16 protein-coding genes are annotated in these 15,541 nt (G+C 60.7%); 15 read left to right on the top strand and 1 reads right to left on the bottom strand.

Features of this window, described 5'->3' with window-relative positions:
* Nucleotides 1-15: 15 nt before the first annotated feature.
* A complete protein-coding gene (locus ACZ2G3_RS11295; RefSeq protein ID WP_470396063.1) occupies nt 16-243 on the bottom strand; it encodes a hypothetical protein in 228 nt (75 codons plus the stop codon).
* 857 nt (nt 244-1,100) lie between these two features.
* Here ACZ2G3_RS11295 and ACZ2G3_RS11300 point away from each other — a divergent pair.
* The 15 genes from ACZ2G3_RS11300 to ACZ2G3_RS11370 all read left to right on the top strand — a co-directional run bounded on the left by ACZ2G3_RS11300 (nt 1,101) and on the right by ACZ2G3_RS11370 (nt 15,448).
* The gene (locus ACZ2G3_RS11300; RefSeq protein WP_470396065.1) at nt 1,101-1,682 is read left to right on the top strand and encodes a hypothetical protein; all 582 of its coding nucleotides are present in this window, start codon (nt 1,101-1,103) and stop codon (nt 1,680-1,682) included.
* Between the two features lie 334 nt (nt 1,683-2,016).
* Nucleotides 2,017-2,154, top strand: coding sequence for a helix-turn-helix transcriptional regulator (locus ACZ2G3_RS11305; RefSeq protein WP_470399116.1), 138 nt, complete (start codon nt 2,017-2,019; stop codon nt 2,152-2,154).
* A 162-nt stretch (nt 2,155-2,316) separates the two neighbouring features.
* The gene (locus ACZ2G3_RS11310; protein ID WP_470396067.1) at nt 2,317-3,105 is read left to right on the top strand and encodes a hypothetical protein; all 789 of its coding nucleotides are present in this window, start codon (nt 2,317-2,319) and stop codon (nt 3,103-3,105) included.
* On the top strand, nt 3,098-3,457 hold the full coding sequence (locus ACZ2G3_RS11315; protein WP_470396068.1) for a hypothetical protein: 360 nt from the start codon (nt 3,098-3,100) through the stop codon (nt 3,455-3,457). The genes ACZ2G3_RS11310 and ACZ2G3_RS11315 overlap by 8 nt, the downstream gene beginning before the upstream one ends.
* A 446-nt stretch (nt 3,458-3,903) precedes the next feature.
* Entirely contained in the window at nt 3,904-4,356 is a 453-nt protein-coding gene (locus tag ACZ2G3_RS11320; protein WP_470399118.1) for a DUF2924 domain-containing protein, read from the top strand.
* Complete coding sequence (locus ACZ2G3_RS11325; protein ID WP_470396069.1) at nt 4,353-5,693, top strand: recombinase family protein; 1,341 nt, start codon at nt 4,353-4,355, stop codon at nt 5,691-5,693. The genes ACZ2G3_RS11320 and ACZ2G3_RS11325 overlap by 4 nt, the downstream gene beginning before the upstream one ends.
* A complete protein-coding gene (locus tag ACZ2G3_RS11330) occupies nt 5,690-6,061 on the top strand; it encodes a hypothetical protein (protein WP_470396071.1) in 372 nt (123 codons plus the stop codon). Before ACZ2G3_RS11325 ends, ACZ2G3_RS11330 begins: the two co-directional genes overlap by 4 nt.
* Before the next feature lie 181 nt (nt 6,062-6,242).
* Nucleotides 6,243-6,551, top strand: coding sequence for a hypothetical protein (locus ACZ2G3_RS11335; RefSeq protein ID WP_470396073.1), 309 nt, complete (start codon nt 6,243-6,245; stop codon nt 6,549-6,551).
* A gap of 531 nt (nt 6,552-7,082) precedes the next feature.
* Complete coding sequence (locus ACZ2G3_RS11340; RefSeq protein WP_470396075.1) at nt 7,083-7,760, top strand: UPF0149 family protein; 678 nt, start codon at nt 7,083-7,085, stop codon at nt 7,758-7,760.
* A 233-nt stretch (nt 7,761-7,993) separates the two neighbouring features.
* Nucleotides 7,994-8,875, top strand: a complete 882-nt coding sequence (locus ACZ2G3_RS11345; protein WP_470396077.1) for a mechanosensitive ion channel family protein — start codon at nt 7,994-7,996, stop codon at nt 8,873-8,875.
* 412 nt (nt 8,876-9,287) lie between these two features.
* The gene (locus ACZ2G3_RS11350; protein WP_470396079.1) at nt 9,288-9,668 is read left to right on the top strand and encodes a hypothetical protein; all 381 of its coding nucleotides are present in this window, start codon (nt 9,288-9,290) and stop codon (nt 9,666-9,668) included.
* 190 nt (nt 9,669-9,858) lie between these two features.
* Complete coding sequence (locus tag ACZ2G3_RS11355) at nt 9,859-10,038, top strand: hypothetical protein (RefSeq protein ID WP_470396081.1); 180 nt, start codon at nt 9,859-9,861, stop codon at nt 10,036-10,038.
* A gap of 17 nt (nt 10,039-10,055) precedes the next feature.
* Nucleotides 10,056-10,565, top strand: coding sequence for a metallophosphoesterase family protein (locus tag ACZ2G3_RS11360; RefSeq protein WP_470396083.1), 510 nt, complete (start codon nt 10,056-10,058; stop codon nt 10,563-10,565).
* A 267-nt stretch (nt 10,566-10,832) separates the two neighbouring features.
* On the top strand, nt 10,833-11,819 hold the full coding sequence (locus ACZ2G3_RS11365; RefSeq protein ID WP_470396084.1) for a hypothetical protein: 987 nt from the start codon (nt 10,833-10,835) through the stop codon (nt 11,817-11,819).
* A gap of 314 nt (nt 11,820-12,133) precedes the next feature.
* A complete protein-coding gene (locus ACZ2G3_RS11370; protein ID WP_470396086.1) occupies nt 12,134-15,448 on the top strand; it encodes a DEAD/DEAH box helicase in 3,315 nt (1,104 codons plus the stop codon).
* The last annotated feature ends 93 nt before the right edge of the window (nt 15,449-15,541 follow it).

The raw sequence follows: 15,541 nt of genomic DNA on the forward strand, positions 1-15,541 counted from the left end.
GTTGCCTGTTGCAAGCTATTGCTGTTCCACGTCGCCCTGGATAACAAAGCTCAGAAACCCATTGGTTGCAGTTCGTGCAATTCTCTGGCCAGGTCCGACAACTTTCGAGAAGGCTTGAGCGATGACCAGATCAAGGGATTGAACCTCGATCCCTCCGCCCAGCGCCTGCGGCTGACCCTGGGGCTGGCCCGCCAACTCATGTGCTTTTCCCGACATCTGTAGCAGCAACCCGACCGGATTCATGCTGACCTAGGATTGGCTTGATAATCTGTTACCAATCCACCCCGCCGCGAGGAGGGACCGGCCGATGATTGGATGGGACCAGGATGCTATCGATGCGCTGCGCTTTATGAAGATCGATGTGCTGGCGCCATCACTTGCGCCGAGGCCATGGCCAGCCGGGATCGCCGCTGGGGTGTGACTACGGGCCTGGTGCTGGTACGTCAACGGCCGGGGTCGGCCTAGGGCGTGATGTTCATCAAGCTCGAGGATGAAACCGGTGTAGCCAATCTTGTGGTCTAGCCAAAGGTCCTGGAAGCGCACAGGGGGATCGTGCTTGGGGCGGGAATGACCGGCGTGCAGGGGCGCATTCAGCTCGAGGGTGATGTGGTGCATCGCATCGAGGACCTGTCGCGCGAACTCGCCAGCGTCGGGGCACGCGGGGCGCTTCCGCTGACTCAGGGTCGCGGGATGAGGCAAGGCATGGGGCGTCGGCGGGTGTAGAGCGGGAGTAAATGCCCAACGGGCCGAAGGCGCGGGAGATCTACATCCGCGATCTGCACATCGATGCGATCAAGGTGAAGGGTCGGGATTTCCGGTGAGGAAGCTACGAAAGGCAAAGTACTTTGGACGCCAAATTTTTGCCGCAACCAAAACGTCTGCTTACACGGCTTGGAAAATTGCCTCACTGCGAACCAACGCAGCTTGCGTGATCGCCTTCGTCACCCCCTGCTTTCAGCGAGCGCTGGGTCCCGATATCGTTCAGGACCATAAAGAATCAAAACTAACCCGCTATGAGACGGTGACACCAATCTCGCGCAACGTCATCGTGTTAATATGTTAATGATGATCCGAGGCAACAAGCCATGATGTCAGGGAAGTTGACCAGCCAGAAGCGACAGGAAGCTCTGGCGTTTGCGAGGCGCTACATTTCGTCTTGGAAACCAAAACTGACTCTCTCGCCTGACGAAGAGCACATAGAACGGGCCTATGAAGCTGGCCAGTCGGTCGTAGGTCCCTCTGGGGACTTCGATCTTGAACAGCTGAAGAGGATTATTGATAAAGCTTCAACGTGCACAGCATCTTTTGACGGGCTTTGCTGGCTGGGAGCGGGGCAGCAGAACTCTGAAGAGCCGACCCCAAGGCCACTTCAGGAATTCCTTCAGGGGGTGCTGTCTTACAAGCTAAAACGACCGCGGCAAAAGAGGGGCCCGAAGGCCTTCAGCATCCTCTATCGAACTGTCGTCGCCGTATCGGTCGCAGATATCTGCCGTGTTTATGATATCCGGGCACAACGGAGCGGGACTACGAAGCCAGGAAAATACCATGAAGACAGCGCATGCGACATCGTAGCGGAGGCCCTTCAAAAAGAGGGATTCAGGACCGCAACCTACAGTGAGGTCGAAGGAATTTGGAAGACACGACGTAAGTACGTGGATCCTAGGCACCTGGCATGGAACTGACCCATCGCAAGCAACTGCATGCTGCCATGGTCGGTGAACTCTGCCACATTACTGAGTAGCCGCGCACCGGGCGCAGAGAGTAGCTCTGCACATCCTAGAACATTCTCAATGTCCCGGCGGCACCTTGTGTGCTGCTGGGCAAAGTCGTGAACAAGAAAGCTCTCTATCGTGGATCGGGTCACCACCGTTTGTGGTGTTTAATCGGATGTGAAATTTAACCCACCACGACCCTCATGTGATCCGACAAAAGTTCTTCAGAGACACTAATAGCCCCGAAGGAACGGCAATGTCGGAAGAGATACTTCGAATGAACCGTGTCACTGCGACCATAGGGATGGGACGTAGTTGGCTCTATCGAGCAGTTGCCGATGGTCGCTTTCCTGCGCCGGTGCGGCTGGGCGCGCGTGCGATCGGCTGGAAGCGCAGCGATGTTCAGGCTTGGCTCGACAGCCGGCAGCGGAGGGCGCTGTGATGGATTTCTCACTGCGGTCTAGCCTTCAATCCGCTCCGTGCAACGGCGAGCCCCGCCAGGGGACGCAGTCCAATGTCTAATCCCTGGTTAAAATTTTTCCCTACCGACTGGAGGGCTGATCCAGCGCTGCGGATGTGCAGCTTGGCGGCGCGCGGTCTCTGGATGGAGATGATCGCCCTGATGCACGAGGCTGTCCCATACGGCCACCTTCTCATCTCCAGTCATCCCCCGACGGATGCACAGCTTGCCGTGTTGGCAGGGGCACCTCCTGAACAGGTCACCGAGATGCTCGGCGAACTGGAGGCAGCACGTGTTTTCTCCCGCACGAGAAAGGGTGTCATCTACTCGCGGAGAATGGTCCGTGATGAGAAACTAAGTGCGCTGGCAGCAAAGAACGGGAAAACCGGCGGCAACCCAACCCTCAGAAGTAGAAGAGAAATTTCTTCTCCGGATAACCCCCCGGTTAAGGCAGGGGATAAGCCCCAGAAGCCAGAAACCAGAAGCCAGATAGATGGTGGTGGTGGTGACGCGCCCGAAGCCGATACGCTTCGTGGTCGCATTCTCGAGGCAGTCGGAGCCGATCCTGTGTCCGGCTTGGCCGGTCCGAATGGCAATCTGCTCGGGACTAGAGCCGACATGGATCGCGTGAAAGTTTGGCAGGCCGATCTCAATCTCGACCCCGACACCATCCTAGCCACTGTTGCCGAGACGATGTCCAGAAAGCGGGACGGCCCTCCAAGCCGCTTCACCTATTTCGATCGGGCCATGCAGCGCGAGGCTGGCCGCAAAAATCACCCCCGCTTGGCGCCAATAGAGGAAACGTCCTATGGCCAACACCGCCAACCTTCCGCAGATCGTCGCGCAGCTTCCGCCGATGACGCCTTTGCAGAACGTGTCGCGTTCGCCGCAACAAATCGCAGCCCATCGCGGTCAGATTTCGGCTTTGATTGATATCTTTCTCGACGGCTACTGGCAGCCCGATATGAGCAATACGAAGCGCAAAGCTGTCCTGATGGATTGGTGTGACGAGCTGGAAGACTGGCCGGTGGAAAGCATCAAGGCTGCGTTGCGCCAGTGGAGGCGAGAGACTCCCAGCAGGAAGCCGAACCCGGGACACATTCTGCAAATCCTGCACCGTGCGTGGGGCGAACGTCATGCCGATCAGGTCAGAATGGCCGTTCAGCGGCTGCGGCCTCCAAAACCGCAGAGCATCCCAAACCTGTCCGAACGGCAAGCCATCTCCAACGAACTTGCCGCCAAGTATCCCGGCCTGATCAAGCGCATTCCCGAGGTGGAGGTATGAACATCCGGCCCCTCTTGGGTCCTTCCGGCGCGGTTTGGTATGCGGTGGGCTTTGTCCCGCAAGATCTCCAGTTGCAGGCAACATATCGGGGTTTCCAGATGGAAACCTCAGGTTTCCACTCCGCCCGGGGTTTCCATTTGCGGGCGGGTTTCCACTTCGGCTCCCTGCCCCTGTGCCATCACCGCATCGGCAAACCGCCGACTGGTCTCAGCCTGAATGGGAGCATGTGAGATGACCCGCGGCTCAAACCCCCTGCCCGCCGGCAGGATGACCGCGCCGGAGCGCCGGCGCGAGCTCTGCGCCCTCCTCGGCCTCGGCCTCCTGCGGCTTCGGATGCGCAACAGCGACTTTAAGGAGACAGTTCGCAACGGCGGAGATCCGGCGACTACACATCCGGCCCGCACAGAGCGGTAGTGCGGATCAACGGAAGCGAAAGAGCAATGAAGATGATGAACGTTGATCCCATCCCCGCACGACTGGCCGCCCTGAAGGACGCACCGGCGGTGGAGCTGAAGAAGCAATGGCGTGAGCTCTTCGACAGCCCGGCCCCGCCCTTCAACCGCCGCTATCTCGAGAGCCGACTGGCCTACCGCATCCAGGAGTTGGCCTATGGCGGGCTGAAGCCGGAGACGGTTCGGCGCCTCGAGCGTCTGGGCGAGGAACTGGACGGTGGCGATCGCAAGAAGAGCCGCATCCGCGCGGACCTCATGCCCATCGTCGGCACCCGGCTGATCCGCGAATGGCAGGGCGTGGAGCAGGTCGTCACCGTTACCACCGATGGCTTCGAGTGGCAGGGGCGTCCCTACAAGTCGATCTCCGCCCTCGCCCGCGCCATCACCGGCACCCGCTGGAACGGCTGGGTGTTCTTCGGGCTCAAGAGCCACAGGAGCCGGGCATGACGCGCGCCGGAGACAAGACAAAGCCGCTGGTCCGCAAGCTCCGCTGCGCGGTCTACACCCGCAAGTCGTCGGAGGAAGGGCTGGAGCAGGAGTTCAACTCGCTCCACGCCCAGCGCGATGCCTGCGAGGCCTACATCGCCTCCCAGCGCTCGGAGGGCTGGGTGCTGGTGCGCGATCAGTATGACGACGGCGGCATCTCCGGCGGCACGCTGGAGCGCCCTGCCCTGCAGCGGCTCCTGGCCGACATCGAGGACGGGCTCGTGGATGTGGTGGTGGTCTACAAGATCGACCGGCTGTCGCGCGCGCTGATGGACTTCTCGAAGCTGGTGGAGGTCTTCGACCGCAACGGCGTCACCTTCGTCAGCGTCACCCAGTCCTTCAACACCACCACCTCGATGGGCCGGCTGACGTTGAACATCCTCCTTTCCTTCGCGCAGTTTGAGCGCGAGGTGACGGCGGAGCGCATCCGCGACAAGTTCCGCGCCAGCCGGATGAAGGGGATGTGGATGGGCGGCCACCCGCCGCTGGGCTACGAGGTCCGGGACCGCAAGCTGATCATCAACCGGGAGGACGCGGACCATGTCCGCTGGATCTTCGCCCGCTTCCTTGAGCTGGGCTCGGCCACCGAACTTGCCCGCGAGGTGGACAAACGCGGCGTCCGCACCTCCCGTGGCAACCCGATCGACAAGAAGGCCATCTACCGGTTGCTGTCGAACCGCGTCTATATCGGCGAGGCCGTGCACAAGGGGGAGAGCTACCCTGGCGAGCACAAGGCGATCATCGACCGCAGCCTCTGGGACAAGGTCCACGCCATCCTGTCGGAGAGCCCCCGCACCCGCGCCGCCCGCACCCGGGCGCAGACGCCGGCGCTCCTCAAGGGGCTGATCTTCGGCCCGGACGGTGCAGCCTTCTCCCCGAGCCACACCCGCAAGGACGGCAGGCTCTATCGCTACTACGTCAGCCAGACGGTGCTGAAGCAGGGCGCCGGCGCCTGCCCCGTCGGCCGCGTCCCTGCCGGCGACATCGAGGCGGCGGTCCTCGACCAGCTGCGCGCCGTGTTCCGGCAGCCGGAGATCATCGCCGGCACCTGGAAAGCCGCACGGGAGCAGGATCCGGCCCAGCACAGCGACATCCGAGAAACCGACGTCCGCGAGGCGCTGGGCCAGCTTGATCCGCTCTGGGACGAACTCTTTCCGGCCGAGCAGGCCCGCGTTGCGGCGCTGCTGGTCGAGCGGGTCGATGTCGGCACCAACGGCCTGCACGTGCGCTTACGGATCGACGGTCTCAGCGGCCTGGCCCATGAGATGCTCGCGGGCGCCGAGGAGCGTGCCGCATGAGCTGCCCCGCGCCCGAGACCATGACCCTGCATGTCCCATTCCGCGTGGTGAAGCGCGGCGGGCGCAAGGAGATCCAGCTGCCGGCGGACGCGCCGCAGACCCGCCGAAGTGATAGTTCGCTGGTCAAGGCGCTGGGCCGCGCCTTTCGCTGGAAGCGCATGCTGGAGAGCGGCGAGTTCGCCACCATCGGTGAGCTGGCCGAGCACGAGCGCATCGCCCACTCCTACATGACCCGGGTGCTGAGGCTGACGCTGCTCGCGCCCGCCATCGTCGAGGAGATCCTCGACGGCAGGCAGGGAGCCGAACTTACGCTTCCCCGCCTGCTGGAGCCGTTCCCGGCAGAGTGGAGCGCCCAGCGCGTGTACTAGATCGCGACGCACTAATAGCAGCGCAGCGGCCCTTTCACGACCCCATACCGCCTGACTAAGGACCACTTCCCGCTCAGGCGTCCCAAGATCTTCAAGAGCAATTGGCAACGCCACTTCGGCGCACGATGCCTGTCTGCCTTGCGGATACCCAACGCTCACAACACCACATTGGAGAATGATCATGAGCAGACTTCCTCACTTCCCCTGGATGAACCCGGAAATCGCCGAGGAAATGATCCGGACACAGGGTCTGGAACTCTTTGGCTGCCTGACGGTGCTGGCGGAATATGCCGGCCCCGGCGGAAGGATCGCACAGGAGAAGGCCGTCAGGATCTTCGCGGCGGCTCCGCGAATGAACCAGCGGAAGGCCGAACAGGCGGTCTTCCGGCTTGTGGAGGCCGGTTGGGTTGTCCAGTCGGAGGAAGTCTTGTCCATCATTGGATACGGCACGTCGGCCGCTCCCGACTACGCGCGGCCAAAGACGGACTGAACGGGCGCAGGACAGTATCAGTTATTGGCCATGAAGCCGCGCCTTGTGGGGCGCGGTTTTCGCGAACGCGCCGGCCACATTCAGGCAGCCTGACAAGTGAGCGGCACCATCAACTGCAGGAGGCCGCAGATCACGGTGACCTTGGCCATCGCCTCGCCGGCTCGGCATGAGGATCAGGGCGCAGGAGCGGCTTCCTAAAGGGCCAAGCACTCAGGGGGTGAGCAGGTACTTGGCCCCTGTGGACTTGCAAACAGAGGCAGCCACAGTCTCGGGCTGCAGCGCCTCTCGAGGGTGATGCAGGCTGTGCCGTGGCTGGCGAGGGTCGTGGTCAGTTTTTGGCGCACGCTGGCACATCCATTGGCCTGTGGCCGGATTGAGGCGCTGTGGGGCGTGGAACAGCAGCTAGCCACGGAGGCTCAAGCTGAAGCCGAGGCCACGGCGCAGCACACATGCGGAATACCGGCACGTCAGCCGGATTGTGGACCGGCACCTGGATGGTTATCCAGATCCTCGCAGTGGAGGAGACCCGCCGTGAGCCGTTCGGACAAAGACCTTGATCATCTTGACGACCTGCTGGCGGCTTTGCCGCAGGAAAGCCTTCCGATGACAGTGAGCGAACTCGATGGCTATGTGACCGGCATCCTGGCCTGTCCCGATCTCATACTGCCTTCGGAATGGCTCCCCCATGTCTGGGGAGAAACGGGTGATGCCGGTTTTCCTGATCTGGCCACGGCTGAAGCTACCATCTCGGCGGTCATGGCCCATTACAACGCGGTCGCTTCGGAAATGGCGAGAACTCCCTGGATCGAGCCGATCTACGAAGTGGATCCGCACAGCGACGAGACGCTGTGGGAGGCTTGGGTGGATGGGTTCACCCGCGCATTGCGCTTGCGCCCCCAAGCCTGGCAGGCAGTGCTCGAGCAGGCCGATGAGGAGACGCGATCGTCGCTGATCTTCCTGATGGCCCTGCAGGACATCAACGAAGGGATCAGCAAGTTCAGCGAGGAAGAAATCGATGCGATCGACCTCCAGGCGCCCGACCTGATCCCGAACTGCGTTGCTGCAATCCTGCCGGTGGCGCGCCCGGAGATTGTCCTGAAGGCGGACAATCTGTCTCACCCCCCTGTCAGGAACGCCCGTCCGGGTCGCAACGATCCCTGTCCCTGCGGTTCAGGCCGCAAGTACAAGCAGTGCTGCGGCAGGAACTGACAGGTCCGCTCCAATGCCAGTCACTCCTACGCCTGCAACTGATCGGCCATCAGGGGCGCGATGAAGTGGTTCCTCGAGCGGCATATGAAGCGACCACCAGCTGCATAGTCCCGGAACCTGCAACCTGAGCAGCCGGGCATGTCGCTCCAGCACGCTTGCTGCGGCATTTCGGTCCGGGGAACCGTAGTGCGGGCGCCACCGTTTCGAGAAGATGAGGAGTACGTTGAAAGCCCATGATCTCCGACCTTGAACCGCTGCGCATCCTGCGGTTCGAGCTTGCCCGGCTGATGGCGGGCTTTGTCGCGCTCTTGCCGAACATCGTTGCGGCGCTCATCGTTCTGGTCCTGACCTGGGCGCTGGCGCGCTATGCCTGGCGGGGCGAGGCTCGGCTCCTGAGGCGCTGGCGCCAGCGACCGGCACTGATCGCCGCGGCGCGGACACTGACGCGGAGCCTCGTCTGGATCGGCGGCCTGATCGTCGCAGCGGTGCTGGTCTTCCCGGGAATGTCGGCGACCAATGTCGTCGCGGGGCTGGGGGTGGGTTCGCTGGTCGTCGGCCTCGCCTTCAAGGACATCTTCGAGAACTACCTTGCTGGCCTCCTCATCCTGCTGCGCAGACCCATGAAGATCGGTGACGACATCCTCTGCGAGGGGATCGAGGGCCAGGTGGAGCGGATCACCATCCGCGACACCTACCTGCGGCGGCGTTCGGGTGAACTCGTGCTCGTGCCGAACGCCTTCATTTACCGCAACCCGACCACGGTGCTGACCGACCAGCCGCTGCGCCGGATCACGCTGGAGGTGGGGGTGGCCTACGACACGGATCTGGAGCAGGCCCATTCGGTTCTGGCCGACGCTTTCAAGGGCCTCGACACGATCGATACGTCGAAGAGGACAGAGGTGTTTTGCCAGGGCTTTGGCGACTCCTCGATCGACTTCGTGCTGCGCTGGTGGACCGGCTCGACACCCGTGGAGGAATTGCGCTCGCGCGACGAGGTGGCCCGGGCGGTGAAACGTGCGCTTGACGGCGCCGGCATCGATATCCCGTTCCCGCAGCGTACGCTCAGCTTCCTGGAGCCGGTTCCGCTTGAGGATCACATAGGGGACGGGCAGTAGACGGTAGCACTCGCCGCCGTACCAAGGGAGCAAACAGACAAAGCCTCTTGTTCACCCCAAGAGACTATCTCCTTTGGCCTATACTTGGCTGTGGGGCAGTGTCCGGCGCTGCTTTCCCCAAGCTGGCCTCGCATGGCGGCTGGGCCATGTCCCTATGCCACCTGTGGCCCGGCTTGAACGGGACGGGGCCTCCTGCTTTGAGAAAGGCAAAATTCCGGATCTCATGCAGGAGGAACTCCAGCGCCGATAGGCACCCACATCAAGCGCGATGACAGCGCGCGTCGCATCTGGCTGATAGTTGATCTTTTTAGGGCTCAAGCGCGATGTCGCCCGAAACGTCGTCGGCGGAACTCGGACTGTATGCTGGGCATTGCCCAAGGAGAACGACTGCCCCCTGAGGGAGGAATTCCGCATGCGGACGATCTTGTTGATTCTGCTCGCTCTGCCCTTGCCGGCAGCGGCGTTCACGGCACGCAACGGAATGGAGGCGGCACAGGTGGGCCCCACCGATATCCTGGTCGCTTTCCGCAGCGGGAGGGCGGATACGGATTATTGGTGCGCTGCGGGAGATTTCGCGCAAAGAGCGATGGGACTGCCGGTGGTGACGCGGCTGTGGCGGGCCAGCCCCAAGCCGCGCGGAGCTGGCGAGGGGATCGTCTTCACCTTGGACGCCGAGCGTCAGAGCGAGGGTGCTGGCCTTTCCCAGTTCGGCGCGGGTGATCGGGACAGTGCCATGTCTCTGGGGGCTGCTATTGCAGGGCATTGTCGGGTAGTGCCGCCGTTGTGGCGGTAGTGAAGAACCGGCACGCCGACCCAGTTCCTGCTAAGGCAGCTTACCCAAGGGGCCCGCGCCGACGTAATGTGCGGCAACTTCGTTCATCCGGTGTCCGCAAAGCGGGACAAAGCTGCTGCTACGGCTTAGTGCCTTGAGATGCTCCTGCAGCCCAGGTGAGAGACAAGATGACGATCACGCATCAAGATGGTTGCACAACGGCCTTGTGCTGAAGGTCGAGCCGTTCCTGTCGCGAGCCGGAAGATGGGCCACGTCAGGCGCCGATGACGACTGGACCCTCGACAGCGAGCCAGCCGAGCCGGTCGTGCAATACGAGCATGCCGTTGTGACGACCCGTCGCGGCGCCATCGTCGTCACGATGCCGGGCTGACGCGCGACCGCCGTGCGATGACCATCAGGAGCTGCCCCATGCAACCACTCCGCCAGCTATCTCCTAAGGAGCGCATCGGCGTCATCTCCGACACCCACGGTCTGCTCCGCCCTGAGGCGCTGGAGGCTCTCGAAGGGGTAGACCGCAACCTGCACGCGGGCGATATAGGCGATCCCAACCATCTTGACGCGCTGGCGCGCATCGCCCCGGTGACGGCCATCCGCGGCAACATCGACCGCGGCCACTGGGCTGAGGCCCTGCCCGAAACGGTGAGCCTCACGATCGGAGGCCTGCGGATCCACATGATCCATGACCGCAAGGCTTTGCGGGCTAATCCGGGAGCCGAGGGATGGAATGTCGTGATCTCGGGCCATTCCCACAAGCCCGGCATCGAGGAGACCGATACCACCCTCTGGCTGAACCCTGGCGCAGCCGGCCCCCGCCGCTTCCGGCTGCCGATCACGCTGGCTTTTCTTTGGGTCGAGGCCGGCTGCCCCCGCGCCATGATCCACCCCTTGCCTGTCTGACCGGCTCCCACCCGGACATGGTCACCTCTGTCGCCAGTCCTCGTGCTTCATCCTGGCACAGGTGGCCCATTGCCGCCGGCTGCCGATGCCAGGCGCCGCAATGCAGCTCCTGCAAGCTGGACGTTCGTGCAACGTGCAGCGAGATCAGCCGTGCAGTGTCCGCAGTGCGGACCTTCCGGACGCTCGCTGCAGCGGTGACCAATGTCTGCTTTAGGCTGTTGCAGACAGGCCAATTTTGATGGTGTAGGCCATTAGGCTTAAGGATTAATGTCAACCATCAGCCCAAAGTCAAATTTAGGTATGCACACCTGTCCCCCACCCAAGGAAGAGCTTGCTCTATGGCTAAAGGCCTACGGCTCTATCCGTAACGGCAACTATGGTCATTTGCTTCTTGAGCAAAAGGATGAGCCGGCAAAATCGTTGCTCACTGCTCTCCGTCCCTATTTTGAATCTGCACACCTCGATGCCCGTGAGCATTTCCACAAGAAGGTTGCTATAAATCTGCACCCCGACGGCTTGGGCGCAACGGATATCGCCTACCCAACTAGTCTGCCTATGAAGGCGAAGCGCGGTCTTTTTGGGGAGGTTTTGGCCGGTTTAGTGACTGAAGCATATCAAGAACACTATGTCGGAGGCCATGCGTGGTGCGTTCCGGTCTTTCTCTTCAGAGAGCACGACGATGTCGAAAAATATTTATGGACTCTAAAGTTCGATGCAAGCCGAATTCGTGAAATCTATGGGCGTCACGGGACAGACTTTGTTGGAATAGCTCTCGATGGCGGCGGTGAAGTCGTGCGGGTGATCGCAGGAGAAGCGAAGTGGCGAAAAACACTAAATGAATCGACCGTTGCCGCCCTCATGCACGGGCCAAAAGAGCGGAACAAGAAAACACAGGAGTTGGAGCACACGGGTCGTGGTATCTGGTTTGAGGTCAATCGTGACACTCCCATCCCTCATGGGCTGCGCCAGCTCCAATTCCTGCTCGAACAGCGCGATCCAGACGGATATGCAGCTGCAATCCTTTCGATTGATCGGGCGGTGCTGGCATTGGGGCCACTACCGACCCGCACCGATCTTATAGTCATTGCAGGCAACGGCGCTGCCAATCGTGGGAACGCCGAGGCCGTCCTCGAATGGGAGAATAAACCTGCAGACTATACAGCGGGTCGCGACCTACAAGTTGTCGAAGTCATTCTGAATAAAGGGGATATCCTTATTGACGCCCTCTATGCTTCACTTTGGAGCGATGATTGATGGCTGAGAGGGATGGCGAGCGCTTAGCCTTAGCGCAACAGGTTCGGGTCGAACTTGCGATCGAGAACGAACTGACCCGACCGCAAGCCCGAGCCTATGTACGGTGCCTGCAGACAACGTGGCAGGTGCCGACAATCAGTTGGGGTGATCGCGATTCAGCGCGCCAACTGGACGATAGTCGTCGGCTTCTACATGCGGCCCACATTTTTAGGACCATTGAGGGCTCTTCATCAGCTAGCGCGACTGATTGTTATCGTCGCGTCGGGGAGCTTTTGGAGTGGCTCTCGCGGGCGGACGATAATGTCCGAACGGTTGTGCCGATCGAACTTTTGTCAGCTGCAGCTTATCAGCTTGGTGGCCTTCCAGCGATGGCCGCAGGCTTGCTTGCGCAAGTACAGTCCGAACTTGATGGCGTGCAGCTCTATGCTGCGTTTCTTCAGGCTAATTTCGATGCGGTTGTCCGACATGTGGGATTGTTCTGGGCGGAAAATACCGAGCTTACGGGGGCAGACGGCAATCGGGCAATTTTGAAGGCGTTGACGGAAGAGGATGACGGCCCCGGGCCCACTTGGGCGGCAAGCATTGAGCTTGTGCGCTGCCTTGGCCTGATTGCTGATAGCCTCCGCCGGGGTGACGAAGATCGCCTTTCTGTAGCCATAGCAAAGTTGCATGCGCTTGATGAACTGGCGCATCGACTGTTCAGCCATGATGCAGCGATTGTCATCAGCTTGATGCGCCAAGTGGCAGACCGCTATGTAGATGCCACGATCTACAAGCCGCTTCGTGCGTTAGCCAGCTTGCGACCCGACCGCACGGAACGCCTGCTCGCGTATGGCAGAGACCAGTATAGCCGCGGTCGCGGTGTGCTGTGGATATCGCAGCTCCAAGGGTTGGACCGACTGCTGCGCACCTCTAACTTCGCGCTCTGTACGCCGACAGGGTCAGGCAAAACGCTTGTCGCGAACCTAGCGCTGATCAAGGAACTGCTCCTGCGTGAAAGGGATGATACCATTGGGCCGCTTGCGCTCTATATCGTCCCCTCGCGCGCGTTGGCTGGCGAGGTCGAGGCAAAGCTAACGGCAGAGCTGCGCGGCGATGTGATCGTCACCGGGCTCTACGGCGGTGCCGATTGGGGCATCACGGACTATTGGCTCACCAGCGAGGAGCCTGTGGTTCTGATTGTTACTGTTGAAAAAGCGGACGCCCTGCTGCGGTATCTGGGATCATTGCTCATCGCACGGCTCGTCCTCTTGATAATCGACGAAGCGCATCAGGTCGTGCCAGCAGCGACGGAAGCCACAGCAGTAAGCTTTTCGGACCATACCAATCGGTCGATCCGCCTTGAAAATCTCGTTTCCCGAATTCTCGTGCAACGCCCAGATGTTATTCGGATAGCATTGACGGCGGTCGCTGGCGGCGCGTCGGAACCAGTGGCGCGCTGGATCGAGGGGCGAGCAGATGCAGAAAGCGTGGGCGTTCGTTACCGCAGCACGCGCCAAGTTATCGGCATCCTGGAGACAGCCCCAAGCAGCTCTGGTCAGATCTTGCTCGACCTGATGAACGGGCGGCCCCTGTATCTTAGAAATGAAGAAGCACCAGTCTATCTGCCATTGCGGATCGCACCGATGCCTGAACTTCCTGCAAAATGGCGAAACAGCCTCAATCGCTTTAACTGCCTGTCCGTTCTGTGGACGGCGCTTCATCTTGTTCAGGAGGATCAGCGCATTTTGATTTCGGTAGCTCAAGAGCCGGAGCAAACCATGCGCTGGTTTAAGGAGGCGATGGAGCACGTCGCTTGGCAGGACGCCAACGCGTTTGAAGTTCCCGAGGGGTATCTCGGGGTTCGATTTGCGGAAGCACGCGCGGCCTGCCTCGATTATTGCGGCATAGATTCGTTCGAGCTGTTCCTTCTCGAGCACGGCATCGCAACAAGCCACGGCCAAATGCCACAACGGCTTCGTCGCCTCATGGTTGAAATGATCGACCGAAAAATTTGTCCGATCACTGTGGCAACCGCGACGTTGACGGAAGGTGTAAATCTCCCGTTCGATCTGATCTTTCTGACGTCGCTTAAGCGGCGATCTTGGGACCCTGTCGCTGAAGTGCCGATCGTTGCGCCGCTGACGAGTGCCGAATTTCGTAATCTCTCCGGCCGTGCAGGTCGACCTGGCGCTGCCAAAGGGATAGAGGGCATGACGCTGGTTGCGCTGCCAAGGAGGATCTCGGCGAGTGCACCCGGTCAACGCAATGCGCAGGAACGCCAACAACGCGAGCTAGTCGATGACTATGAGAGGCTTCGGCGGTCGCTCATCATAGAGGACAAAGATGCAGACGCGGTTCCCAGCCCGCTGGCTCTCTTGCTCAAATACATTTGGCAGCGAGCGAGCCATCTTCTCGGCACTAAACCCGACGCATTCATGGATTGGCTGGAAAGTGCTGCGCCCGCCACTGTCAGTCCTGACGTGGGAACAGGCGCGACTGGCGAACTGCCGCGACTAGCAGATGCAATGGATGAACTAGACAGCGTATTGCTGACGGCGCTCGCCGAAAGCGAACGCATGACCGACGCGCCAATGGGCGCAGCACGGGCGGAAGCAGAGCTAAAGGCGCTTTGGGCAAGGACGTTCACCGTCGTCGCGGCTGCGCAGGAAGCATGGCTTGAAGCCGCGTTTATCAAGCGAGGCACCGGCATCGTTACGCAGTTGTATCCCGATTTTATCGAGCGGCGGCGACTCTATCAGTACGGCTTTACGCCAGTGGTGGGACGCCGGTTTGAGCCGACAGCAGAGAAGATCCGCGGGCTCATTGCTGGTGCCATTGGCTATGGTGCAATGGATGCCGCAGCACGCATCGACGTTTTTGAAGCGATTGGGACACTTCTTGAAGCTGATCGTGGGTTTGGGTTTCGCGTTCGAGCAACGCAAGGCGACGAAGCGTTGCTCGAACGGTGGAACGACGTGCTTGGATGGTGGCTGAATGAACCGGGCGCAGTAGGGCCGGAAGCACAAAACCTGCGAGCCTGGCAGCGCTTTGTCGCCGATAATCTAGAGTTTCGCTTGGGAGTCGCTGTCGGGGCGGTGGTGGCGCAATCTTGGTCGGACGGGGCACCCGATGCAACGGCGACGCCAAATCTCGCGACTTGGAAGGAGACGACGGGATTACCCTGGTTTGGCTTCTGGGCACGAGAACTGCTCCGTTGGGGTACACATGATCCATTCGTGGCTTTCTGCTTGTCGCAGGGGCTTGCGCACAGCCGTAAAGAGGCTGCAGCGCGCCGCAGCGACTTTGAGACATGGCTTGATGATCAATTGATCGCCGACGATGGGGACAACACAATAGACCCACAAATTCTCCAGCAATGGCGTGTGAGTTTGCTGAAAGCAGAGGCGGCAACGTCTGCGCAGGTGTCATTCGATACTGATTTAACGGGCACAGACGGCCGCCGGCAGCGCTATTCAGTCATTCCTGTACAGGTTGATGGAAAAACACGCTGGCTCGATCCGGGGGGCTTTGAACTTGCGGTCTCAACAAGTGTCGTTCCAAAAGTTGATGATCTGTTTCGAAGTGACTTCGAGCTTCGAGTTGTGGGGAAGCGGTCTGGCGTCAGCCGCACGTTCCATCCAAATTGAGCATAGTCTTTCTTGCCGAAGCTTTTTCAGGCTACTGCAAGAACCATCTATCGTATGACCGAAATAAGGCGGAAGTGAGCTCCTCCCCGAAAA

The sequence above is a fragment of the Paracoccus sp. KKT209 genome (assembly GCF_055635455.1).